At 43.7% G+C, this 24,497-nt stretch carries 18 protein-coding genes; 3 read left to right on the top strand and 15 right to left on the bottom strand.

The features are described from left to right. Position 1 precedes the first annotated feature (1 nt). Positions 2 to 1,099: an efflux RND transporter periplasmic adaptor subunit gene (locus tag QZ076_RS02345; RefSeq protein ID WP_293709969.1), complete on the bottom strand. Its 1,098-nt coding sequence runs from the start codon at positions 1,097 to 1,099 to the stop codon at positions 2 to 4. A 1,018-nt stretch (positions 1,100 to 2,117) separates the two neighbouring features. Here QZ076_RS02345 and QZ076_RS02350 point away from each other — a divergent pair. Then, positions 2,118 to 5,573: a DUF6383 domain-containing protein gene (locus QZ076_RS02350; RefSeq protein ID WP_293709971.1), complete on the top strand. Its 3,456-nt coding sequence runs from the start codon at positions 2,118 to 2,120 to the stop codon at positions 5,571 to 5,573. A 252-nt stretch (positions 5,574 to 5,825) separates the two neighbouring features. Here QZ076_RS02350 and QZ076_RS02355 read toward each other — a convergent pair whose 3' ends face one another. From QZ076_RS02355 to rpoN, 11 genes are all read right to left on the bottom strand, one after another. Next, on the bottom strand, positions 5,826 to 6,377 hold the full coding sequence (locus QZ076_RS02355) for a chromate transporter (RefSeq protein ID WP_293709973.1): 552 nt from the start codon (positions 6,375 to 6,377) through the stop codon (positions 5,826 to 5,828). A gap of 1 nt (position 6,378) precedes the next feature. Further along, positions 6,379 to 6,909, bottom strand: coding sequence for a chromate transporter (locus QZ076_RS02360; RefSeq protein WP_293709975.1), 531 nt, complete (start codon positions 6,907 to 6,909; stop codon positions 6,379 to 6,381). A gap of 47 nt (positions 6,910 to 6,956) precedes the next feature. After that, positions 6,957 to 8,270 (bottom strand): peptidoglycan DD-metalloendopeptidase family protein, encoded by a 1,314-nt coding sequence (locus QZ076_RS02365; protein ID WP_293709977.1) that lies wholly within the window; start codon positions 8,268 to 8,270, stop codon positions 6,957 to 6,959. 2 nt (positions 8,271 to 8,272) lie between these two features. Beyond that, complete coding sequence (locus tag QZ076_RS02370) at positions 8,273 to 9,118, bottom strand: DUF4292 domain-containing protein (RefSeq protein ID WP_293709982.1); 846 nt, start codon at positions 9,116 to 9,118, stop codon at positions 8,273 to 8,275. Then, the gene (locus QZ076_RS02375; RefSeq protein WP_293709985.1) at positions 9,111 to 10,874 is read right to left on the bottom strand and encodes a tetratricopeptide repeat protein; all 1,764 of its coding nucleotides are present in this window, start codon (positions 10,872 to 10,874) and stop codon (positions 9,111 to 9,113) included. The genes QZ076_RS02370 and QZ076_RS02375 overlap by 8 nt, the downstream gene beginning before the upstream one ends. A 157-nt stretch (positions 10,875 to 11,031) precedes the next feature. Beyond that, positions 11,032 to 11,466, bottom strand: a complete 435-nt coding sequence (dut, locus tag QZ076_RS02380) for a dUTP diphosphatase (RefSeq protein ID WP_293709986.1) — start codon at positions 11,464 to 11,466, stop codon at positions 11,032 to 11,034. A 40-nt stretch (positions 11,467 to 11,506) separates the two neighbouring features. Beyond that, positions 11,507 to 13,342 (bottom strand): 4-hydroxy-3-methylbut-2-en-1-yl diphosphate synthase, encoded by a 1,836-nt coding sequence (locus QZ076_RS02385; protein ID WP_293709989.1) that lies wholly within the window; start codon positions 13,340 to 13,342, stop codon positions 11,507 to 11,509. A 96-nt stretch (positions 13,343 to 13,438) separates the two neighbouring features. Next, entirely contained in the window at positions 13,439 to 13,945 is a 507-nt protein-coding gene (gene purE, locus QZ076_RS02390; protein WP_293709992.1) for a 5-(carboxyamino)imidazole ribonucleotide mutase, read from the bottom strand. Next, positions 13,946 to 14,326, bottom strand: coding sequence for a glycine cleavage system protein GcvH (gene gcvH, locus QZ076_RS02395; protein WP_293709995.1), 381 nt, complete (start codon positions 14,324 to 14,326; stop codon positions 13,946 to 13,948). A gap of 16 nt (positions 14,327 to 14,342) precedes the next feature. Continuing rightward, positions 14,343 to 14,963, bottom strand: coding sequence for a hypothetical protein (locus QZ076_RS02400; protein ID WP_293709997.1), 621 nt, complete (start codon positions 14,961 to 14,963; stop codon positions 14,343 to 14,345). A gap of 11 nt (positions 14,964 to 14,974) precedes the next feature. Then, complete coding sequence (gene rpoN / locus QZ076_RS02405) at positions 14,975 to 16,429, bottom strand: RNA polymerase factor sigma-54 (RefSeq protein ID WP_293709999.1); 1,455 nt, start codon at positions 16,427 to 16,429, stop codon at positions 14,975 to 14,977. A gap of 202 nt (positions 16,430 to 16,631) precedes the next feature. On the opposite strand from rpoN, the gene QZ076_RS02410 reads away from it, so the two are divergent. Continuing rightward, entirely contained in the window at positions 16,632 to 18,809 is a 2,178-nt protein-coding gene (locus QZ076_RS02410; RefSeq protein ID WP_293710001.1) for an ATP-binding protein, read from the top strand. On the opposite strand, the gene QZ076_RS02415 is transcribed toward QZ076_RS02410, so the two are convergent. After that, the gene (locus tag QZ076_RS02415) at positions 18,790 to 19,662 is read right to left on the bottom strand and encodes a DMT family transporter (RefSeq protein ID WP_293710002.1); all 873 of its coding nucleotides are present in this window, start codon (positions 19,660 to 19,662) and stop codon (positions 18,790 to 18,792) included. The two genes, QZ076_RS02410 and QZ076_RS02415, sit on opposite strands and share 20 nt — an antisense overlap. Positions 19,663 to 19,846: 184 nt before the next feature. Here QZ076_RS02415 and QZ076_RS02420 point away from each other — a divergent pair, with 184 nt between their 5' ends. Beyond that, on the top strand, positions 19,847 to 20,806 hold the full coding sequence (locus QZ076_RS02420) for a helix-turn-helix domain-containing protein (protein WP_293710004.1): 960 nt from the start codon (positions 19,847 to 19,849) through the stop codon (positions 20,804 to 20,806). 376 nt (positions 20,807 to 21,182) lie between these two features. Here QZ076_RS02420 and QZ076_RS02425 read toward each other — a convergent pair whose 3' ends face one another. Together QZ076_RS02425 and QZ076_RS02430 are read right to left on the bottom strand one after the other, a co-directional pair. Next, a complete protein-coding gene (locus tag QZ076_RS02425; RefSeq protein ID WP_293710005.1) occupies positions 21,183 to 22,583 on the bottom strand; it encodes a S41 family peptidase in 1,401 nt (466 codons plus the stop codon). A gap of 77 nt (positions 22,584 to 22,660) precedes the next feature. Beyond that, positions 22,661 to 24,466 (bottom strand): Na/Pi cotransporter family protein, encoded by a 1,806-nt coding sequence (locus QZ076_RS02430; RefSeq protein ID WP_293710007.1) that lies wholly within the window; start codon positions 24,464 to 24,466, stop codon positions 22,661 to 22,663. Between the last annotated feature and the right edge of the window lie 31 nt (positions 24,467 to 24,497).

Consider the following 24,497-nt stretch of genomic DNA (forward strand, 5'->3'; position numbering starts at 1 on the left):
TTTAATACAGATTATCAATTGTTACTTGCATGCCGGTACGAAGCTGCATCACACCGGTGGTGATCAATGTATCGCCCGGCTGTACACCGTCGAGCACCTGCACACGGCTTTCCGTACGCAAGCCGATCGTGATTTCCGCCGGTTCGGCTACTCCGTTCTTATACAGGTAGACCACATTCTTACCCATTTCGGGGATCAGCGCTTCGCTCGGGATAGCCAGTGCATCCTTTATCTCGCGTTTGGTGATCTCCACCGAGGTATAACGTCCGGGGAAGATCGACTCGTTGGTGTTAGGATAGGTGGCACGTACTTTCAGAGTACGGGTCGACATATCCACCTTACTTTCTACGGCATATACTTTTGCGTTGTAGTCGCGCATCATACCGTTGGAGTCTTCCAGGCGGAATACGATGGAAGTACCGTCGGTTACGTCGTTTGCATAGTTCTCGGGGATGGAGAACTCGATTTTCAGCGGCGATATCTTCGTCAGCTTGGTAATAACGGTGGTGGGAGAGACATAAGCCCCTTCACTGACCGAACGCAGACCGATGATCCCATCGAACGGCGCACGCAACTCCGTCTGCAGGATGTTGGCTTTCACCAGATCGATGTCGGCCATCAGTTTCTCATATTCGGTAGTCACCTGCTCGTAAGCCTCCTGGCTGACGGCGTCTTTTTCAAGAAGTGTGCGTTGGCGGTATACCCTGTCTTTTGCCAAAGGGATTTGGGCTTCCAGTTTTCTCAGCTGGGCCTGTAATGGTTTGTCGTTGATCTTTGCCAGCAGGTCGCCGGCTTTCACATGTGTACCCTCGGTGAAATAGATATTCACCACTTTCCCTGACGACTCGAAGGATAAGTCTACTTCCTCATCGGGGAGGATACTGCCCGTGCTAATAACTTTGTCGGTCAGTGATTGGAATTTTAACACTTCAGCGTTAATGTTCAGCACCTGCTTCCTTAAGCTCGTTCCCGGAGCGGGAGCCACTTCGTCTGCTTTCCCGGATGCTGTCAACTCGTTCTTAATCTGTGGATAAACAATCATTCCAGCGATTAGCAGAAGGATTGCGGCGGTAACGCCCCACTTCACTCTCTTCGTCATATTTTCAATGGTATCTACTTTAAAACTTATCAATAGGCATGTAAATATACACAACTCAATCGGAATATAGACAAGAGTGAAAAGAAAAGGTTTAACGGGGCAACTATAAAAAGTTTTGGCATATTAGCCTTCATTGCCTTCATATAGGAAGATATCCTTTGATCTACAATTGATATTAGATGAACCCGGTTTCTGTTCTTGCCTTCATACGACCTTCATTCCGGCTTCATGTCTCGTCCTGATTAGTCCTGTCTTTACCTGTAAGGGCTTTCATTAGGACTTCTAAGTTTGAAAGTCAGTATGTTTAAATATTTTTCTGCTCTATTTTGTATATGTAATATGTAGATTTCTAAAAAGTAATGCTAGCCTTACATATATGTATAGTATGCATTTCTTTTATGCAATGCAAGCCTTACTTTTATAAAATACCGGAGTAATACTCTAAATTGTCCTATCTTTTTTTCTTAATATTCCTGATGAAAAGGCTTAGTTCTCCTATGCTCGGATCTGTGACTTAGGAAACAATCGTGTGACATCATTAAAGGAATACGGAATTGTGTTTAATTGTTTTATATATAGGCTTTTATAGTAAGTGTGATATTGCAGGAACAGCTCTCGGGAAAGTTGTATTATATAATGTACGCATGTACGTTGTTTTATAAATAAAGAAGATAAAGAAATAAATAAAATAGTACTGAATAGCTTGAATAATAAGCTTATATGTGTTTTAAATGACTGACTAGAGAAAACGATCCTTTTTTATCGTCAGCAAATTTAGATATTCTTTTTTTACCAACAATCCTTTTATCATTTTTTTTATCATTCCTATCTTATTTCTTATCAACTGAATAGCAAACATAGTACCAAATATAAGGTTTTGATTACAAATATAAATATGATAAAAAACAGTGACTAAAAAAAAGGATCGTTTTCTCTAGTCATTTGGTAAAAAGGACATTCAAAACATCGAACAAGAACTATTTCATTAACACTATTATTAATATTAAAATTTAGATTTATGAACAAAAAGATTTCTACGTTTTTGGCCGGTAGCTTACTGGCCGTATGTGTAGGCGCGGTTCAGGCTCAGGATGTAGATCCGGCACCAGTAGTACCTGCATTATGTGGTGCTCCTGCCGGTTTAACCGGTGCCTCTTTCGAAGCAAAGGAGAGTGTGAACGAAAAATTGTATTACTTTATACAAGATGCCGATGGTAATTATCTATACTTGGATAATTCGAATACTGCTTTTCAAGCACAATTAGTTGATGATCTTACGAGCTTGGAAGAAATTAATCAGGCTTTGTGGAGTATCAAACCTCAGATTTCCGAAGATGGTGGTACAACTCGTTTCTGCCTGGTGAACAAAGCAACAGGTCTTTTCTTCTCTTTTGATCCGGCTAATGCAACTAAGACAACTGAAGTTACAGAAGAGTCTACCTATATTGGTGGTGCCTATCCTAACTGGAAATGGTTTGAAAGCAAATATGCTGGTGAAGATTTTGAAACAGAAACTCCACTGAGCATTGTTTTCTCAAATGCAGACTCTACAATGATTTTGGGATCTAAAAATGATGGCGTATATGCTTACAAATATGCTAACGATAAGACTCCTGCTGTAGATGCATTGGAATTGAAACTTGTAAAAGCTGGTACTTATGTTTTGAGTGCTGAAGACTTGAATACAAAGACCAATACTAAGAATGTTGCCTATATGCAGCTTGACTTTGGCAGTGATGCAAAAGAAAATAATATTTTTGCTACTCCGTTGCAGGCTCAACAGCTTAAAGTAAGGTCTTCTGCTTCCAGCGGTTATGATTTTGTCTACAACATTGATGAATCAAAAGGCTTTGCAGAAGGTTTCACGAAAGATGTTGATGACGATTATGTTATCCTGAGTACATTGGAAAATGATCAGGTTTCTAATAAATACCTGCATGTCGATACTTCTTATTTTGCAAGTGCCGGTGCTACTTATAAAATGTATAATAAGATAAGCACAACAGATAAAGCGGCTTCATTAGTTACTCGTCAATGCTTTAAGCAGATCGCCAAAGGTCTTCCTTTGGATGCTTTCCGTTTCAAATTTACAAAGAACCTAGCTAACGACTCAATCTGGGTACAAGCTATGGTTGAAGCTGTAGAAATGGATAGAAATGCCGATGAACCTACTGTTTATAATAATGCTGATAATGGCGCTTATACTTCATGGAGCTATGCTAACACTCTGGATACTGAAGCTGAAAAGGTATGGCCTGCTATTGATGCTAATACTGCAGCAGATGTTCAGAATGGTGCTGGTGAAAACCTTATCCTGTCTCATTGTAAACTGGTTGATGAACAGCAAAAAGTTATCACTTTCTATTCTTGCGATGGCAACAGAACAAAGAACTTGGTTAATTTACTGGCTTACGATGGTATAAGCAAGGATTATACAACTCTTCCGGAAGGTATTTACAAAGTATATGTAAAATCTACTGATAATAAATATTTCAAACCTTATGTTGGTTTGTATGCTTCTAACAGCTTATGTGGTGAATTTAATTTCTCAGAAGTTGTTAAACAAGACGTTGAGCACATGCCGACTTACCAGTGGGTAGTTGAGAAAGTGATTAAGAATGGAACTATGGCTTCTGTTAGCCCGGTTAAGATTATGAACCGTGAATTTGGAAATGGTTTTGGTTTTTACAATGAAGGTATCCATCAGTTCGTTAAAAGAGAAGGTTTAGCAGCAAATGAATATTACTATAACGGTATGGTATTCGTCTTTAACTTGATCGATCCGACTACTGAATATGGTTATTTCAATGAAAATACAACAGCTGATATTGCCGAACAAAAAACTTACAATCTTACTTATCTGAGTGGTTTGGCTGCTGAAGGTGCTAACTTGCAGGTAGGTTTGGATACTACCAGCGACAATGTTGTACTGACTGTAGGTCAGGAAGGTGTTGCTTTCTCTTTGGTTCCTGTAAATTCAGATAACGAAGAAAAGTATGTAGCTGAAAAGTATGGTTATGCAAATGACCTGAAGAAAGTAGCTTACAAACTGGAAGTTGAAAACTCAAGCGTACTGACTGACTCTGAAAAGAGATTCGTTACAGCTCATTATTATGGAGGTAGCGTGAAATATATTCTGGCAAAGAGAGCTGATGCTACTATCTTCTATCTGAAAGAACAGAACTGTGTGGATGGCACACATTATTATGCATTGATTGAAGCTGATGCTCCGGTACCGAATTCTTTGAAATCTGCTCCTCTGATCGAATCATATAAAGTTGGTGTAGACGATGTTACTGCCCAATTAATACAGGAATGTTTATGTTGTAATTATGGTGATTTGAATTGCCGTACATCTTCATTTGCTTTGACAGAAGATACTACTCCTTTGTATCGTCGTCTGGGTAAGACTTTAGAAACAGATGAATTGAAGGATATGGATCTTAATGTTGCTAAAATTTTCCGTGTTAACTCTACTGCTAAGGAATATCTGTATGAAGATGCAAACTCTGTATATTCTAAGGATAAAGGTATCAACTTCCTGGGTATAGAAGGTAAAGGTGACGCTGCAAAAGCTGCTATGACTATCGATACAGCTTATGTACGTAAGAATACAACAATGCCTCAGTACATGTTCGTAATGGGTGCAGTTCGCCATGAAGCCGGTTGGAATTGTCCGTTCGATGAAGAACACAATACGGATGCATGGAAAGAAGCTAATGGTGTAGACCATTGTCCGCACGCTGTTCAGACAGAAGCTTATACAACAGGTCGTTACCTGGTTAACTTTGCAGACTCTGTTGCTTTGCCTAAGGGCGCTGGTAAAGATTATATCTGGAACTCAAGATATACACGTTTAGGTTTTGTAGATGCAAAACATATTGGCGATACTCTGGTAATCTATCGTAACGGTCAGGTTAGCCACTTGTCTGGTGATTCTATCTTCTTGGGTGATAACAAACATAACCAGGAAACACTGGCTTTGTCTGCTGCTACTTCAAAAGGTGATTCTATCCACGCTACTCATAAGAATGGTATCAAGAATGCTGTATTTGCATTACGTCTGGTAAATACCGATGCTGCTGACTTCCTGATCGAAACAGAAGGCGACAAGAAAATCCCGAGTGCAGGCGAAGGTGCTTGGGTAGCTGTTAAGAACGGTGTACCTGTAGTTGCTAACTATACTTCTTATGAAGATGCTATCCGTGATGCTGAAATCTTCAACATCGAGGCAACTGACGAAACTCCGACTTCAAACGATGCTATTTCTGCTTCTGAAGTATCTGTAGTTGCTACTAACGGTGCAGTTATCATCAATGGTGCTCAGGGTAAGAAGGTTACTATCAGCAACGTTCTTGGTCAGGCAATCGCAAATACAGTGATCTCTTCTGACAATGCAACTATCGCTACTCCTGCCGGTGTAGTTGTAGTAGCTGTTGAAGGTGAAGCTGCTGTTAAAGCAATTGTAAAATAATTTGTAATCAAAATAATTCTAAAATTACCGCTACGCGGTTGTCAGGTATAGACGTTGCAAGCAACGTCTATACTTCAACCAATTACCCCGCGATGGGCGAACAAGTGGCCGTATTAATACTAAAGTAATAAAATAAAGTTCATCTGTCAGTACCCCTGTGAAGAGGGAACATGGATAAAAAACAAAGCCCCTGCAGGATTTCCTGCAGGGGCTTTCGTTATAGAGAACTATATATCAAATACAGTAATTTTCTTACCAATACAGTATCAGACCAGCTATCCCTGCCAGGAAAATCATCAAAATCGGATGGACTTTGAACTTCCAGGTGAGGATAAAGGCGGCACCGAAGATCAGGAAGCTTTTGTAGTCGATGAAGTTTTCTTTGTTCATCAACATTAATGCCGCGGCGGCTATCAGTCCGACTGTTGCGGGGCGCAGGCCTGTGAAAGCGGCAACGACGTATTTGTTGTTCTTGAATTTGGCAAAGAAATAGGAGATCACCAATACCAGAATGAATGAGGGCAGGCAGACTGCGAATGTAGTCAGGCATGAACCCAGAACAGCCATCGCGGGTGAGTATCCCGCGTTATGAATGGCCGTGTAACCGATATAAGTGGCACTGTTGATACCGATCGGGCCCGGCGTCATCTGGGAGATAGCTACAATGTCCGTGAATTCCTGTAAAGAAATCCATTTGTAACGGTCTACCACATCTGCCTGTATCAGTGAAAGCATGGCATATCCGCCACCAAAACCGAAGATCCCGATCTTCAGATAAACGTAAAGTAACTGTAACCAAATCATATCAATTCTTCTTTATCTTTAAACCATACACTAACCCTCCTGCAATAGCGACCAGGATAATCCATACCGGTGAGACGCCTCCCATCCAGATAAGCAATGCGGCAACGACAGGAATCAACATCGAAACGTAAGTCAGTTTGATGGAACGTGCCGTAGTGATACAGGGTACGGCTATCAATGCTACGACAGCCGGGCGCAGACCTTTGAATATCTTTTCCACCCATTCATTATCCTGAACCTGGGTAAAGAATGTGGCGATCAGTAGGATGATCAGGAAAGACGGCAGGATCGTCCCAAGGGCACAAACTACGCTGCCCATGCTTTTTTTCAGTTTATAACCGACAAAGATGGAGATATTTACGGCGAAGATACCTGGTAGTGATTGTGCGACGGAGAATAGGTCGATGAAATCTTCTTTGGATAGCCAGCCGCGGTCTACTACCTCCCGTTGTATCAACGGTAACATGGCATATCCGCCGCCTATTGTCCCCACACCTATTTTCAGGAAAGTAAGAAAGAGCGTCAAATACATAATTAATTATCCCTTTAAAAGTAGGTGACAAAGATAGGGAATAATTTTTAGTCCAGCCAGGGTGTGGGATTGAGTTTCGTTTTCTCTTTCCAAAGCTGGAAATGAAGGATGGTTGCGTTTCCGGCCTCCGTATCGGTGAATATCTTACCGATGGCCTGGCGGGTGCTGACCTTGTCGCCGGCCTTTACGTATACCTGGCTCAGGTTACTGTAAACGGTCAGGTAGTTACCGTGGCGGACGATCACTGAATTGTTATAGCCGGGGACTACGAATACGCGGGTTACTTCACCGTTGAATATCGCACGGGCATCGGTTCCCGGTGTAGTCTGAATATCGATACCGCTGTTGTTGGTACGGACGTATTTCAGTTCTGAATGCTGTTGTTCGCCAAAGGTTCCGACAATAGTGTAACGCCCTGATATGGGGAACGGCAGGCGTCCGCGGTTGCTTGCGAAATCGTCGGACAGTTTCTTTTCAGCCTTAGTCATAGCATAACCTCCTTTAGTATCGGCTACGCGTTCTTCCTGTATAGGTTCTTGCACAGGCTGTTCTTTTCCTTCGGCTTTTGCCTTGGCATTGGCCTTTTCACGGGCACGGCGTTCACGTTCGCGGGCTGCTTTTGCTTCGGCTTCGGCACGAGCTATTTCTTCGGCGATCTGTTGTTCGATCTGGCGATTCAAGGCGTTGGCCTGTTGTTGCTTTTTCCGGAGTTCGTCTTTCAGTTGTTTTTGTTTCTTGTTGAGTTCCTGTACCTCTACTTTCTGGCTACTTTCTTCGGTTTGAAGCTTTTGGCTTTCCTGTTCGCGGGTTCCTAACAAAGCATTCTTTTCGGCACGGGTCTTTTCCAGTTCCCGTTGTTTCAGGTTGATCTCGGTTTGCTTGTCGATGATCTCGGTGGCCTGGTGTTTCTGCCAGTCGGAGTATTCGCGCAGGTAACGCATGCGACGCATGGACTGGGCGAAATTGTCGGCAGAGAGGATGAACAGTAGTTTGTCTTGCGAACTGCGGCGTTTATACAGGCTTTGTGCTGATTTACCGTAGTTGGTACGTTTCTCGCCCAATTCTTTTTCCAGCTTGTTGATCTCGCGGCGGGCGGCAGCGATCTGGTTGTCAATCTCGCCGACTTCCTGGTTCAATAAGCTGATTACTTTCTTACGGGAAAGAATCTGCTGTGAGAGCAAGTTCAGGCGGTTGAGGGAGTTTTGGGCTGTCTGGGTAGTCTCTTTCAGTAACTGGTTTGTCATTTCAATTTCAGCCAGCGCTTTCTTACGCTGCTCTTCAAGCTGTCTCACCCGTGCAGACTTCTGGCCGAAGGCGGTCAGGGCAGATAACGTGAATATGACAATCCAAATATACTTCATCTCTATTTCTGACTGTTACTGATTGATTTTATGATTTGTGCAAAGGTAATACGATTATATTTATCAGGAATCGAAAACTCCATATTAACCGGCACATTTGTCTGTATGCGGGAGAAACGGAAAGCGATACCTCCTTGTGACGAGCCGTTTGACAATACATTTACATCCATCAATTGTGGAAACGGTTGTCCGTCCGTCACTCGGAAATCGGCATAGTCCCATTGCAGGGCGTATTGTTCGGATGGATCTGTAATGTAGGTGGAAAGCAGCTTTTCTTCGCCGTCGGCAAAGAAGGTGTAGAGCAATCCGATAGCATCTTTTACCTTGATCTCTGCTTTGTCCCCGTCCTGGTTAAGCTTGAAGCGTTTGAATTCCTTCGGTTCGATCTCCTGATGGCCGGGCAGGAATATACGGTTGGTAAACAACGCCTGCAGGTTATAGAAATTAAACTCGATTGGGGTTTGTCCTTTCAGGTCGGCATAACGTTCGGCTACATAGCGTTTGTTCATCCGGTCGATTACCTTGATGCTGTCCACGGTGAACTCGGCACGGAATACCTCTATCCCCAGAAAAGGCTGTACGGATAACTGGAAGGCACTGTCGCGCACCATCTTCAGGTCGACACGTGAGCTCATGTTGTTCTTCGACATTTTAAGCTCTGCATTCAGTCGGGCCGTCAGCGTATTGAACTGAAAAGCATGTTCTTCCATCAGTTCGAAGAATTCGTTATGCGCCTTGGCACCTCCCGATACGACTGTACCGATCTTCTTTGAAGATTTACAGCCTGAAAGGAATACAATGCAACATAAAATGATACCCAGGGCTATACGTTCTCGTGTTTTATTCATTCTTGACCTCCTCTTCGATATATTTACCTTCGATTATCTTGCGGTCGAGTACTTCGCTTTCCTTACCCAGTTCGCGGGCTTTTTTCCACTGTTCGACGGCTTTATCTTTATCTCCTGTCATATAAAGGATGTCGCCATAATGGTCTACCAGTTCGGCGCTCTTTGTCTTATCTTTCTCCAGGGCACTTTCGATGTATATCTTGGCGAGGGTGTAGTTGCCCTGCACGAAGAATATCCAGGCGTAGGTGTCGAGATAAGTGGCATTGTCCGGTTCGAGCTTGATACACTGTGCACTCATGCGTTCCGCCTTTTTCAGATCTTTCTTGTCGAGGGAAAGGAAGTAGGCGTAATTGTTGAGGACGACGATATTGTTTTCGTTGTACTTCAATGCTTCGTCGTATGCTTTATAGGTCTGATCTAACTGTTTCATCTGGTAGTAGATGTCGCCGATCTGACCGTAAAAGTCCGATTTCAGGCGCGGATTCTCCGCTGGGATGATGTCGATGCCGGCATAGTAAGTGTTCAGGGCTTCCTGGTATTTCTCCTGCTGGTAATAAGCAATACCCAGGTAGAAGTAATATTCGGGAGCGTCCGGGAACAGTTCCTGACATTTGGTACAGATACGGATCACTTCGGGTATATCTTCCGCTTTCAACGACATGTTGAGAAGCTGTTGCCAGGCTCCGGCGTTTTCGGGTTCCATTTCGGTAATAAGCTGGAACTGGAAGCGTGCTTCGTCGGTCTTTCCCTGCGACAACAGGAGGCCACCGTACATCTGTTTCAGTTCGGTGTCTTCCGGGTGCTGTTCCAGCAAAGTCTGGAAGAGAGCGTTGGAACTGTCGGTATCTTTCTGTGTTTGTTGCAGCCGGAGGATATAACGGGAGAGAATGCCGACTTTGGTGTCTACATCCAGTTTCTCGTTCACCAGGGCGGTATGTATCTGTTCTTCAGCCGCCTCTTTATTGCCGGTTGCTTCGTAGTAGTTTGCCATGGATACGATGTAGTAAGGGTTCCCCGGATCGATCTGGTGCGCTTTGTCATAGTAAGAGCGGGCCTTTATCGTATCGTTCTTTTCCAGGTGAAGATCACCCAGGATAATCTGATATCGGGCTTCCATCGGGTATTTGGCAGCCAGCTTCTCTATCTCCTTGAAGGCAGCATCTGACTGTTCCAACGAATTGTAGAGCTTGTACTTTTGCATGGAAAGGGCTTCATTCATACCTATCGACGATTCGAGGGCATTGTAGGCGTCGATGGCTTCCCCGATCTCGCCTTCCTGGGTCAGGGCTTCCGCCAGGTAATAGTTGAGTTCCGGTTTGCCAGGATAGGCTTTGAGCAGTTTCTCGTATTCTTCGGCGGCTTCTCCGTACATGCCGAGGTTGCGGGAGATAGTAGCCAGTGCCATGCGGTAGGTGAAATTGTCGGCGCTGTTGGCAACGGCGCGCTTCAGCATATCGACTGCTTTTTCGGGACGGTTCAACTGTATGTAGAATGACGAGAGCTCGTACAATATCGGGGATGCGGTAGAATCGATTGCGAGACAGTGATTAAATGCATCGAAGGCAGCATCGAATTTTCCGGCAGTCTTAAGGTTCAACCCTTCGAAGAAGAAGTAGTCGAATTTCCTCTGTTCGGCTGCGTTTAGCTCGTTCACTTTGGAGGGAGTGTCTTTCTTTACTTCTCCGGCATGCAACGGACGAATGCCCATAAACAGAAGGAGTGAAAAGAGTATCCCATATATTAATTGTTTCAACATATATCTTTTTCTATGTAAATCTTTTATGAATATTAGCAGCTTACTATCGAGAGCGCTTCTCACTAACCATTGAGTACCTCGCTCACTTACTATCGAGTAACTTGCTCGATTATCATCGCGGGCTTCACGCGATTACTATCACGCGCTGTGCGCGATATTACTGCTTGCCCGTATGTCCGAAGCCGCCGGCACCGCGTTCTGTTTCGTCCAACGCTTCTACCTGCTTCCAACTTACCTGGTTGTAGGTGGAGATCACCATCTGGCAGATACGTTCTCCGTCGTTTACAGTGAACGGCTCGGAAGAGAGGTTGACCAGGATAACGCCGATCTCGCCCCGGTAATCCGCATCGATCGTTCCCGGTGTGTTCAACAGGGTGATACCATGTTTCAATGCCAGGCCGCTACGGGGACGCATTTGCGCTTCGTATCCTTCCGGTAGGGCGATGTAGAGCCCTGTCGGGATCAGTTTACGTTCCAGCGGTTTCAGTACGACGGCTTCTGTCAGATTTGCACGAATATCCATACCTGCCGATAATTCGGTCGCGTAACCGGGTAGCGGGTGATGTGACTTGTTAATTATCTTTACTTCCATTATTATATCTTGATTTTGAGGGACGAAGATAGTACAAATATCAGTTCTGCCAGTCTCCGTTCTCTTTTATTAACTGAACTAAACGTTCTACTGCATCTTCTTCGGCGATGTTCTTCAATACGCATTCTTTGCCTTTGTAAAGGCTGATCTGTCCGCGTCCTGCGCCAACGTAACCGTAGTCGGCATCGGCCATTTCACCGGGACCGTTTACGATACATCCCATGATGCCGATCTTCAGGCCTTTCAGGTGGGAGGTTGCTTCCTTGATACGGGCGATGGTGGTCTGCAGGTCGTAAAGCGTACGTCCGCAGCTGGGGCAGGAGATATATTCTGTTTTGCTGATACGTGAACGGGTAGCCTGCAGGATACCAAACATACAACTGTCTGTGACAGTGGCTTCGCATTCGTTATTTTGCAGCATGATACCGTTACCGAAGCCGTCGAGCAGCAGGGTACCGAAATCGGCTGCTGATTTCAGTTGCAGCGACTCTTTGTCCGTTTCGTGGTATTCGCGGTGAAGGACGACCGGGATGTCGCAGTTGGCTGTCATCAGTTTATGCATCGCAGCGCGTTGGGAACCGACACCGTTTCGGTGGTGGGTACTTAGTACGACTACGATGGTCGGGTCTTGTTTCAGAATCTCCAATGTACGGTTTGTCAGATCATTGTATGTCAACCGTATAAACTTCAGAGGAGAGTTGAAGTTCTTTATTTCTTCTATTTCAGAGGCTATGAAGTAAGGGAATGCATTCGGACGTTCTTTCCAGAAATGGGCGTCTACCAGCATGCGGAAATTGTCGGGAAGGTTTTCAGGATCTTCCTTGCCGATATAAATATAGTCCGGCATCGACAAATGGTCGAATTCAAAGTCGCCGTTACTGCGGTCGGAGATAACGATAGGAGGGAAATTGCCTCCGATACCTTCCGTTACACGGCTGATGCGGCGGGAAGCTGTTATCGGGTCGTAACCGGGAACGATATTGGCGGTAATAGGCTTATGGCCCTGGCGTTCGAGGATGTAGTCGACCAGTTTGCGGGCAACGGGCATTTCTGCTTCGGGGTCTTCGCTGAGGGAGACGCGAATCGTATCGCCTATGCCGTCAGTCAACAGGGTTCCGATACCGACAGCGCTTTTGATACGGCCGTCCTCGCCGTCACCGGCTTCAGTTACTCCCAGGTGAAGCGGGTAATGCATGTCTTCAGCATCCATCGTCTGAACAAGCAGGCGTACGGTTTTGACCATTACGACAGTGTTGGAAGCCTTGATCGATATGACTACGTCGGGGAAGTTTTCATCCTGGCAGATACGCAGGAACTCCATGCAGGAGGCTACCATTCCTTCGGGGGTGTCACCGTACCGGCTCATGATACGGTCGGACAGTGAACCATGATTTACGCCAATGCGGATGGCGGTACCGTGTTCTTTACAGATATTGAGAAAGGGAACAAAACGGTCGCGTATCTTCTGTAATTCTGCGGCATATTCTTCGTCGGTATATTCCAGAAGATCGAAGGTCTTTACTTTGTCAACGTAGTTACCCGGATTGATGCGTACTTTTTCCACCTCTGCAGCAGCGGCATCGGCTGCTTTGGGGTTGAAATGGATATCGGCAACCAGTGGTGTGGTATATCCCTGGGCAGTTAGCTCCTTGCGGATTTCTCCCAGGTTACGGGCCTCACGTTCGCCCTGAGCTGTGAAACGCACATATTCAGCTCCCGCTTCGATCATGCGGATGGCCTGGCGGACGGCGGCTTCGGTGTCCATGGTCGAAACATTTGCCATGGATTGGATACGTATCGGATTGTCGCCTCCCAACGGCGTGTTCCCTATATTGACAACAGACGATTTGCGGCGACTGTAATTAAAATGATCCATCTTGTTTAATTGACAATGAACAATTGACAATTGACAATTGGCAATAAGCGGAGTCTATTCTCTTTTAATTGTCAATTGTCAATTATCAATTGTCAATTAGTTAGTTTTGTATTTAAAAGAAACCTGAGCTAACTCCTGGTTTGCTTTTACGATCTTTTTCTTCAAGTCTTCTTTGTAATTAGCCAGTTTGCCCTGAAGTTGTTCGTCTCCTACAGCCAGCATCTGAACGGCCAGGATACCTGCGTTCAATGCGCCGTTGATACCTACTGTGGCAACAGGAATACCCGGAGGCATCTGTACGATAGCCAATAGGGCGTCCATACCGTCGAGTGTCGAGTTGATGGGGACACCGATTACCGGCAGGGTAGTCATCGATGCGATAACTCCACACAAGTGCGCAGCCATTCCGGCAGCAGCGATAATAACTTTGATACCACGGTCTTTAGCGCCTTTGGCAAAGGATTCTACTTCAGCCGGAGTACGGTGGGCAGACAAAGCATGCATTTCGAACGGGATTTCCATCTCGTCGAGCAACTTGGCTGCTTTTTCCATGACGGGCAGGTCGGAAGTACTGCCCATGATAATACTAACTACAGGTGTCATTTATTTAGCGATGAATTGTTCGTATTCAGCTGCAGACAATAGATCGTCCAGTTCAGAAGGATCTGTCAGGGAGATCTTGATCAACCAACCGTTTCCGTAAACATCTTCGTTAACCAGTTCAGGTTTGTCATCCAGTTCAGAGTTAGCCTGGATCACTTCTCCGCTAACAGGCATGAACAGGTCAGAAACAGTCTTTACGGCTTCGATTGTACCGAAAACTTCTTCTTTGTCAAGCTTTTCGCCTTCTGTAGTAATGTCTACAAAAACGATTTCACCCAATTCGCTCTGAGCGTAGTCTGTGATACCAACATAGGCAACTGCGCCATCTACACGAATCCATTCGTGATCTTTTGTGTACTTTAAATCAGCAGGAAAGTTCATAATTTTAGTGTTTTTATTAGATGAATAAATAGATATAACTCAATAATGAGGCTACAAAGGTACATATAAATCCGAGACAAAAGCCGGCATACACCTGCATTGGTGTGTGACGTTTTAAAAAGATACGCGATGTACCGACCAGACCGGCTGCCAGGAGCACGATAATGAAACCCCAGTACGGATTTATAAGGTGGAGACGGGCAATCCCCATCATGCCTCCTAATAGTCCTCCGACTCCCAGCGTATGTGCACTGATTTTCCAGTAAAAGTTGATAAACAAGGATATTAGCAAGGCTACGCAGGCTCCCATCAGTAGGGACAGGAACCAGAAGGGTATCATCATCTTATACATGTAGAAGATACAGACCATCATTGAGGTGATGATGATCAGGTAAGGAACGACTCTTTCCTTGCGGTCTGTCAGTTCCAGGTCGCCGACTGCTCCGTTCTTCACCATCAGAAAAATGAAAAGTCCCGGAACTACAGCTGTAGACAAGAACGCGCCGCCTACCAGAAAGAGCTTCATGGTGGGAGGATAGATGGCAAGATATGTAAATGTCAGTGCCAGTATTACTCCATACGTTACCATTAGCAACGGGTGGAACATACCGGATATTATATTTGAAAACAGTCTCATACGCTTCAAATTTATATTTCTTTTCTGAGCCTTGCAACCGGAATATCTAACTGTTCACGGTATTTAGCCACTGTTCGGCGGGCGATAACATATCCTTTCTCTTTCAGGATGGTGGTGAGTTCCTCATCGGTGAGGGGTTTACGTTTATCCTCGCTGTCAATATGTTCTTTCATAATCTTCTTCACTTCACGGGTGGATATCTCTTCACCGCTGTCGGTCTGCATCGACTCGGAAAAGAAGAACTTCAGAGGGTAGATACCGAAGTTGGTTTGTACATATTTACTGTTACTAACCCTCGAAATGGTCGATATGTCGTATCCTGCACGTTCGGCCACATCTTTCAGTATCATCGGGCGCAGGGTGGCATCGTCTCCGGTCAGGAAAAAGTCCCGTTGCAGAAGGATGATGGCTTCCATCGTACGTTGTAATGTCTCCTGGCGTTGCCTGATCGCGTCGATAAACCACTGGGCCGAGTCGAGTTTTTGCTTTACGAACTGTACGGCCTCGCGCATCTTGGATGTTTGGTTTGCCTTGTTGCCGGCATAGTCCTGAAACATTTCCGCATAATCACGGCTGATCCGCAGGTCGGGGATGTCCCGGTTATTCATGCTTAAGATCAGTTCTCCGTTGATAGCTTCCACCAGGAAATCGGGGATCACCTGGCTCATGGCTACTTCCATAGAACCACCCCAGCTGCTACAAGGTTTAGGATCGAGGGCAATTATTTCGTGGATGGCTTTCTTCAGCGTCTCTTCACTGATGTTCAGCCCTCGCATGATCTTGTCGTAGTGTTTGCGGGTGAATTCTTCGAAATATTCCGTAAGGATATGGATGGCCATTTCTACTCCGGCAGTCGGTTCTTTCCGGTTGAGTTGCAGTAACAGGCACTCCTGCAGGTTGCGTGCTCCGACTCCGGCTGGGTCGAAGTCTTGTATGATGGCAAGTACTTCTTCTATTTCTTTTTCGTCTACATCTTGTCCGGCTTGAAATACCAGATCGTCGGCTATGGCGGAGAGTTCGCGGCGAAGATAGCCGTCGTCATCTATATTACCTATTATATATTCGGCTATCTTTACCTGTTTCTCGGGCAGGTCGCGTAATCCGAGTTGTTGCAGTAAGTATTCGTTCAACGACTGGCTTACGGAGAAAGGAATATCTTCTTTACGTTCTGTCTTTTCGCTTATTTCACGTAGTTTGTAATCGGGAATGTCGTCTTCGGTCATATAATCGCCGAGCGAGATATCTGCCTCTGTCTCGTTTGTAGATATATCATCACCACCTTCATCGTCAGTCCGTTCAAAGTCGTCTGCAATATCTTTTCCTTCTTCCAGGGCAGGGTTGTCTTCCAGCTCATGCTTGATACGTTCTTCCAGCTCGATAGCCGGAAGCTCGAGAAGCCGGATTAGCTGTATCTGCTGCGGAGAGAGCTTTTGCTGTAACTTTTGTTGTAACTGTTGCTTCAACATATTTAAAATCGTCTACTTTAGAACATGCAAATATAACTTTTTACGCCGAACAGACTTATGATTAAAAACATAATTGTTCTAAAGAAACTGTTTGACTGATGGTTATCTTTCAATTTTAACACACATCTCCTGTAATTAATTTCTTGAAATGCCTTAAAAATCAAAACTATTCCATATTTTTGCGTTTGTAAAGTTACCCTATATGACATCAACGCTAACTAAAAGTAAATATAGTCAGCTATCCAGAGAAGAGCTAATACGATTATTGGAAATGCGGGATAAGGAACAGATACATAATGTAAATAGTTCTTCTCCCGTCATCCCCAATATAAAACGTATTATATCCGAAGTGCTTGTCTTGTTGTTCAACGAAGAGGAACAGCCGATAGAGAAAGCAATGAGGTTACTTCTCGACTTTTTCAATGCAGACTGGGGATATGTGGCTATTTTTGAAGATAATGGTCGGATGGCGAGTTTCCCGTGCGAAGTGATGAGCAAATGGGTCGAAGTGCCAAAAGAAGATCATTCCGAACTTACATATGAAACGATTCCATGGATTATGGACACGATAAAGTCCGGACATGATATTGTGATGTGTAGTATGAATGAATTGCCGCCGGAAGCCAGTATCGATAAGACATTGTTTGAGTTGCAGCAACTCAAATCCATGCTTATTATCCCACTTTCTTTTCATAATAAGGTGCAAGGCTTTATCGGTTTCGACTCTGTCCGGGTTCAACGTTCCTGGACGTTGGAAGATGTCGAAGATTTACATATTGTTGCCCGGATTTTCTCTATTATAATCGAACGCCTGCAAACGCAAAGTAGTCTGGAAGAATCGAGAAAGCATCTCTCTGAACTCAGCACAAAATTCAAGCAATTCTTTAATAACTTGCCTGTCGGGGTAGAGTTATACGACTCTGAGGGTTATCTGATCGACCTTAATGAAGCGGATGCCCGTATATTCGGTTCTACCCGTAAAGACCTTTTGGGAATTAATTTGTTTGAAAATCCGGCTGTCCCTGCCCCAATTCTCGACGGTATAAAACACGGACAACCATTTAGTTTTCCTTTGATTTATGATTTCAGCGCTATACAGAGCACCAGTTATTATTCTTCTGCATTTGTCGATCATATAAAGTATTTGCAGATAAAAGGTATCGGGCTGGATGATCCGGAATTTGGAAGAATAGGATATCTAATGATTATTTCGGATAATACGGATGCTCAGATAAAGTCTGAACAGACAAAGAATAATCTGGCAATACTGAAGGCAGTTCTGTTATCCGGCCGTTCCATTGTAGGTGAGTATAATGTAGAGGAGGATGAGTTATATATCAATCCTGTACTGAATGATTTCCCGAGTACCAACCCGTTGTTTGAGTATATGAAGACATACAATTATATGTCTATTCAGGATTTGAGTAATCTTGGCAAATTCGGGGAAGAAGAGACGAATGACATGTCTCCTTTCTTACAGGTTGTTCGTGGAGAAGTCGACAATTGTAGTTTTGTATGTAAACTGGCGGTAGGAGCTGAGCCGGTTTGGGTCCGGATCAATGCACAGGCCCATGAAATAAACAAAGACGGTCATCCAAGTAAGGTCATTTGTTATATAAGAGATATAACGCAGGAAAAGCTACTGGAAGAGAAATTGCAGCAAGCTCGTGATGAGTCGCGCAGGAATGAGCTGGAAATGCAGAAAGCCCGTGAGGCTGATAAGCTGAAGTCGACCTTCCTGGCCAATATGAGTCACGAGATCCGTACTCCTTTGAATGCTATTGTCGGTTTTTCAGGAATTATTGCAGAAATTGATGCCAAGGAAGATAAAGATGAATATGTAAAGATCATCAATAAGAACTGCGACCTGCTTCTTCGCTTGATTACGGATATTCTTGATTTTTCGAAGATTGAATCCGGAGTGATGGAGTATTTGCTGAGTGAAGTCAGTATAAAAGAGATATGTTGTGACGAATTTCAAGTACATCGTTTGAAAGTACAGGAAGGAGTTACTCTATTGTGTGATTTGGCTGCTTTACCTGATATAATCCTTTATACGGACGCTAAACGTGTTACTCAGGTTATTTCAAATTTGTTGTCGAATGCAATAAAGTTCACCGAACAGGGAACGATAACTCTTTCCTACTCATTAAAGGATGATCATGTTCTTTTTGAGGTATGCGATACCGGGATAGGTATTTCGGCTAAATATCTTGAATCTGTTTTTGAGCGGTTTACTAAGGTCGATTCTTTCAAACAAGGGACAGGGTTGGGGTTATCTATCTGCAAAACTATCGTTAAAGCATTGAATGGAGATATCGGTGTAAGTTCTACTCCCGGTAAGGGCTCTCGTTTCTGGTTTACTTTGCCTTGTAGATGAGGGCTTCTCTGGTTTGCAGTAATACAGAGATACAGATGAGCCCCAGTCCGGTGTAGAAAGCGAGATTTAATTCTTTGGCTTCCCCGAAAAACAACATGGCAAGGATAATACTGTAAACCGGTTCCAGGTTGTAACTCAGGTTGACGGTAAAAGCCGATATAGTTTTCAATACCTGTATCTGTAACAGGTATAGTCCGATTGTGCAGACCAGGGCCAGTAGAAGCAGATAAAGAAAATCATTTATATCCGGAAGTATTGTTGCGACAGGGAAAAAGTACAGATATACAGGTAATAGACAACTCAGTCCCAGAAAACCGCCGGCCATTTCATATAATAACATGATACGGGAGGGATGATGTGCACCTACTTTTTTATTGGTTATGGTAAATAGAGCAGCCAAAGCTGAAGAGATAATACCTATTATGATACCGGAACGATATCGCATGTCAAATCGAAAAATGAGCAAGATCCCGACGACAGTGATCAGACTGAATAATAACTCCTTGATCTTAAACCTGCGACGAATAAGCAAAGGTTCCAGCAGAGCAGTAAAGAATCCGACCAGCGAAAAGCAAACAACCCCAACAGAAACATTCGACATTTTGATACTTCCATAGAAGAATACCCAATGTAAGCCAAGTATAAAACCTGTTCCGGCAATTTTCAATTGCTCTTTCAAGGGGATAGATTGTAGCTTGTTGCTGATTTTCAGAATGGTGAACAGTAAAACAGCGGCAAACATCATACGATACCAGACCAACAATCCTTCATTCAGGGTAATAAGTTTCCCAAACAGTCCGGTGAAGCCTGCCAGCAAGATAGATATATGAAGTTTGATAAATGCATTTTTCATCCTTCGCCCAGAATTTAAAGACTCCGGCAAATATACGACAAATTGTACAGCAAACAACATGATCTATCTTTCTGTCTAATGCGCACATAATCAAAACTTTTTAATATATTTGTGGAAGGTGTAGGGTTGTTTAGGCAAGTAAACTGCAGGTATTAAGGACCAATTTTGAAAGAAATATTTTAGTATGAAGAATGATGTGTTGTATGAAAACCTGGTGATGGCGATCAAAGAGAAGTTTCCCGAGCGTGGAAAGCTGACAAGTATGTTGGCTGATCTGTTGATGATAGAAAAAGAGGCCGTTTACCGGAGATTGAGGGGAGATGTCCCGTTCACTATCTTCGAAATTGCAGCTATAGCTAACAAGCTGGATATCTCGCTTGACCATATTATCGGTTGTTCCCTGAAAAAGAGCAGGCCTTTCCAGATGAAAATGGTGAATTTCCTTCATCCCCGGGAGGAAGATTATGGGATGCTGGAACATTTCCTCGATTCTTTGAGACATCTTAGGAACGATCCGAATTCTGAAGTGGGAGATGCGCTGAATATTCTTCCCCAGTCGATTGTATTAGATTACAGGAATATTTATCGCTTCTATCTTTTCAAATGGATGTATCAGTGCGGAGAAACCATTCCTACTAAATATTGTGATGTGAATCCTCCGGACAGGCTCCAATTGATAAATCACGAGATCGTGATGGAAGTAAGGCAAGCTGCCAATGCTTATCATATAATCGATAGCATGACATTTTTGTATCTGGTGAACGATATTAAATATTTTGCCAGTATCTATCTTATTACCCGTGAAGAGATAGAATTGCTGAAAAGAGAATTGCATAAATTCCTCGATGACATGGAGACTCTTGCTGCCCGTGGTTGTTGGGAGGAAGGTAAGAATGTTCACTTTTTTGTCAGCAGTATCAATTTTGAAACCAGTTATAGTTATGTGGAAACCCGCAATTGCCATGTAACTATGCTTAAGTCGTTTACCTTAAACGATGCCACTTCATGTGATGATGAAGTATTCCTACGGATGAAAAAGTGGTTGCATTCACTTATACGGACGTCTACCCTGATCTCGAAAAGTGGAGAGAAAGACCGCATCATGTTCTTTGAACAGCAGCGAAAGGTCGTAGACCGGTTGTAAGGTTTTCCGGTGGAGAAAATATCCGGAAAACGGCTCTCTTATATGTTAATTTTAGCAGTTTTTGATTATAGTGTATATAGTTTTGTGTTCGATAACATTTTTTGGAAAAGAAGGCGCTCGAGCTTAACAAATATTGTCTGTAAAAGACTTGACAAAAGCTTGCTGCGACACTATCTTTGTACTGTGGTTTTTTCATAATAGTATTAGATTTAAGGTTAACAAAGTTGGTTAGGGCTTGTCGTGAGACAGGCTTTAATTGTTTTTAGCCCCTTCCTTTTTGTTTTATCTCTGATTATCTTTTAATAAACGGCTGCCTATCGGACGAGGAACGGGTGCCTGTCGCTTCCTCATCCGATGCTTGTCGATTTTTCTGCTGTTATTGTGGGAGTAATAACATCCCGTTCGTTCTTTTATTCAGGATGGATTTAAAGAATATCTTTGTGTGCTCCGTATTTTCAGCAGGAGTACTTTTCAATCCAGTTTTCAAAATCTGGTTAAATGCAGTTTTAAGCAGCAATTCCCTGCTATCTCCCAATGGATATAAAGTGTTGTTTACAAACAATTCCTCCAGCAGGATATCCGGTACGAAGCCGTCTTCGTAATCCGCGTTTCCATCTGCATTCTTTATATGTAGAACGATAGGGGATATTAACCAGTCGTAATCCTGGTTATCTCCGTATTGTTCGGAGCCAACGGTTTTTCCGATTGTTTGTTCTCCGATCAGTGTAATGTTCGATCTTCCCATATATGGGATCAGGCAGTTGATAACTGCCTCGGAGGCTGAGGCTGAATTCGGTCCTACTAATACATATAATTGTTTCAGGTCCAGATTCTCTCCGGATACAGAACCGGCTGATTCTAAAGCCAGGCTTTTGTTGTTATCCTTGTATTTATCGTTGTACTCCATTTTACAGAAAGTTTTACCCAGATCTTTAGCAGGGGCAAGCATAGATGTTAACAACTGTGCAGAAGTGACCAATCCTCCTCCATTATAGCGCAAATCGAGAACGAATTCGTTTACATTCTGGGATTTGAAGTTCGCAAATATCTGTTTCATCTGTTTATCCCATGTTTTGTCTTCGTAGCCATCCGGTCCGGAAGAGAAATGGTTGTATGCCAGATAGCCGATATGTTTATCTCCATAATGATAGACCGAGTCTTTTAAGAAAGGTGTATTTTCTACCGGGCGGCTTGCTGAGATATTGACAGAGTTAGTAATTGTCCAGTTCTTGTTTCCAGAATTGTATTCGCCGGTATAGAATTTGACTGCGCTTCCACTTCTTAATACACTGATGTCGGTAATGTTGGGTGTTTCGCTATTTACAGCTAAGATCCAGTCGCCCCGCTTTAACCCTGATTCTGCTGCGGGTGAATTAGGGAGGATATATACTACCCAGGCCACTTTTGTTTTTGTCCCCGGCATTTCGGCCGATGCAAATTCAAAACCGTATGTCGATTCCTCGTCGATTGATTTTGTAGAAGTCTTTTTCTTTTCTATTCTTGAGAAATAATGATGCTCTGTTTCTCCCCTTAACACCTTCCCGTCTTTCTCGGAAAGCAACAGATAAAAGAATTTCTCGGGGTCGGCTGTCATGTCGAGCGATTCCTTTGCCGGGATTTCGTCATACCACATATAATGCTTTTCCATGATATCGTAGATCCATGCATTTACATTCTCGTCGAGTGTAGGGTCCGGTTTCGGATCGTCTGTCGAACAGGAGGTCATAACTATTGATAAACATCCCAGGAGGAAACAGAAATAATGTTTGTGATTCATCTTCTTTCTATATTGAAAAAGCCCCGATCTTATGCAAGATCAGGACTTTAATGTTCGTTATGCCAACAAATATACGATTATATTTTCTTTTCGATAACTGCTTGAACAACATTTAGAATGTAATCACCCAATTTTTCCGATTCCGCAATAAGGTCCATGTAGTAGACACCGTCCTGATACTGGTATACCTTATTATTTACATCTTCCATGTTATGGCTCTTCAACTGATTACGATAATTGTTTATTTCGTTCTCGATGTTGTAAGACTGGTTGATGTCATCGTGTACCACTTCTGGCATATGCAGAATCTCATTCATGCGGGTCAATGCCTTTTCCACCAGGGCGAACATCTGATCTATATTGTGATTCTGCCCGTCTGTAAACTCGGATTTACCTTCGTTACGACGTCTGATTCCACGTGCCAGATTGTTACATGCGTCGGCAATACTTTCTATTTCCGTTACAGCACGCAACATGATACGTATCTCTTCTTTACCTTCGGAACTCAGGCGCCCTTCAGCTACGAACGTCAGGTAGTAGGCGATTTCAATCTCCATACGGTCGCTGATGTTCTCATACTTCTCGATACGGCTGAATATTTTCAGGAAGTTATCCTCATTCTTTTCGTAGAACAACTCTTTGACCATACCGAACATACGCTGTGTACGTTCGCCGAATACGGCAATTTCCTTTTTAGCCTGCATCAATGACAACTCGGATGTAGAAAGCATACCTGAAGGAATATATTTCAACTGGAACTCTTCCTCGTCGCTGACATTCTTCGGCTTGATAAGGGCCGAACAAACGTATACGTAGAATTTCACGAACCAGATCATGATACAAACGTTAGTTATATTGAATACGGTATGGAATAGGGAAAGACCGTAGGAAACAGACACCTGCAATGTCAGTAATTGTTTTTGTAATGCAAGCAGGTGAGGGTCTGTAATCTGTGCGCTGGATGTAATCAGCGAGATCGTTTTCGGATCGAGCGTACTGAGGAACTGGGTCATTTCGTTCGGATCGCCGGGGCCGTAGTTCGTTACTATCCAGGAAATCATATTGGTGAACGGATAGAACAGAGCCATGACCCAACAGACTCCGAATACGTTGAACATAAGGTGGGCGAGTGCCGCACGACGAGCAGACACGTTCGCTGAAATCGCTGCAATATTTGCTGTGATAGTAGTTCCGATATTTTCTCCAAGTACCATGGCGGCAGCCATTTCGAATGGTATCCAACCCTGCGTGCACATAATTAATGTGATGGCAACAGTTGCACTGGATGATTGTACAATAACTGTAAGGATGGAACCTAAAAGTAGAAATATAAAGAGGGAGGGATATCCCAAAGAGGTGTAATCTTGTAGAAAAGAAAGGATTTCGGGATTACTTTGCAGGTCGGGGACGGATGATTTCAGATAAGAAAGTCCCATGAAGAGGAAAGCAAAGCCCATTAAAAACTCACCCCATGACTTTCGCCTGCTTTTGCCGGAGAATATCAGTGGGATACATATACCGATAAGCGGCAGGGAAAAGACGCTGATATCTACTTTAAAACCAAAGAGTGAGATAATCCATGCCGTAACTGTCGTTCCGACGTTGGCTCCCATGATAACACTGATTGACTGGGTTAATGTAAGAAGCCCTGCGTTAACAAAACTTACAACCATCACGGTGGTGGCACTTGATGACTGAATGAGTGCAGTGATCAGAATTCCGGTCAGAACACCTGTGAAACGGTTAGTCGTCATTACTGAGAGGATGCCTCGTAGCTTGTCTCCCGCGACTTTCTGTAAACCTTCACTCATCACTTTCATTCCGTATAGGAACATACCTAATGCTCCTACAAGCGTAAGAAAATCAAAAAAAGAATAGTCCATCTATCTAAGTTTAAGTGGATAAATATCCGAT

This window comes from uncultured Parabacteroides sp. (assembly GCF_905196875.1).
GTDB lineage: Bacteria > Bacteroidota > Bacteroidia > Bacteroidales > Tannerellaceae > Parabacteroides.

What these genes read in the sequence shown, in the direction of transcription:
- QZ076_RS02345 (WP_293709969.1), bottom strand. Translation starts at nt 1,099, where the DNA reads ATGACGAAGAGAGTGAAGTGGGGCGTTACCGCCGCAATCCTTCTGCTA.
- QZ076_RS02350 (WP_293709971.1), top strand. Translation starts at nt 2,118, where the DNA reads ATGAACAAAAAGATTTCTACGTTTTTGGCCGGTAGCTTACTGGCCGTA.
- QZ076_RS02355 (WP_293709973.1), bottom strand. Translation starts at nt 6,377, where the DNA reads ATGATTTGGTTACAGTTACTTTACGTTTATCTGAAGATCGGGATCTTC.
- QZ076_RS02360 (WP_293709975.1), bottom strand. Translation starts at nt 6,909, where the DNA reads ATGTATTTGACGCTCTTTCTTACTTTCCTGAAAATAGGTGTGGGGACA.
- QZ076_RS02365 (WP_293709977.1), bottom strand. Translation starts at nt 8,270, where the DNA reads ATGAAGTATATTTGGATTGTCATATTCACGTTATCTGCCCTGACCGCC.
- QZ076_RS02370 (WP_293709982.1), bottom strand. Translation starts at nt 9,118, where the DNA reads ATGAATAAAACACGAGAACGTATAGCCCTGGGTATCATTTTATGTTGC.
- QZ076_RS02375 (WP_293709985.1), bottom strand. Translation starts at nt 10,874, where the DNA reads ATGTTGAAACAATTAATATATGGGATACTCTTTTCACTCCTTCTGTTT.
- dut (WP_293709986.1), bottom strand. Translation starts at nt 11,466, where the DNA reads ATGGAAGTAAAGATAATTAACAAGTCACATCACCCGCTACCCGGTTAC.
- QZ076_RS02385 (WP_293709989.1), bottom strand. Translation starts at nt 13,342, where the DNA reads ATGGATCATTTTAATTACAGTCGCCGCAAATCGTCTGTTGTCAATATA.
- purE (WP_293709992.1), bottom strand. Translation starts at nt 13,945, where the DNA reads ATGACACCTGTAGTTAGTATTATCATGGGCAGTACTTCCGACCTGCCC.
- gcvH (WP_293709995.1), bottom strand. Translation starts at nt 14,326, where the DNA reads ATGAACTTTCCTGCTGATTTAAAGTACACAAAAGATCACGAATGGATT.
- QZ076_RS02400 (WP_293709997.1), bottom strand. Translation starts at nt 14,963, where the DNA reads ATGAGACTGTTTTCAAATATAATATCCGGTATGTTCCACCCGTTGCTA.
- rpoN (WP_293709999.1), bottom strand. Translation starts at nt 16,429, where the DNA reads ATGTTGAAGCAACAGTTACAACAAAAGTTACAGCAAAAGCTCTCTCCG.
- QZ076_RS02410 (WP_293710001.1), top strand. Translation starts at nt 16,632, where the DNA reads ATGACATCAACGCTAACTAAAAGTAAATATAGTCAGCTATCCAGAGAA.
- QZ076_RS02415 (WP_293710002.1), bottom strand. Translation starts at nt 19,662, where the DNA reads ATGAAAAATGCATTTATCAAACTTCATATATCTATCTTGCTGGCAGGC.
- QZ076_RS02420 (WP_293710004.1), top strand. Translation starts at nt 19,847, where the DNA reads ATGAAGAATGATGTGTTGTATGAAAACCTGGTGATGGCGATCAAAGAG.
- QZ076_RS02425 (WP_293710005.1), bottom strand. Translation starts at nt 22,583, where the DNA reads ATGAATCACAAACATTATTTCTGTTTCCTCCTGGGATGTTTATCAATA.
- QZ076_RS02430 (WP_293710007.1), bottom strand. Translation starts at nt 24,466, where the DNA reads ATGGACTATTCTTTTTTTGATTTTCTTACGCTTGTAGGAGCATTAGGT.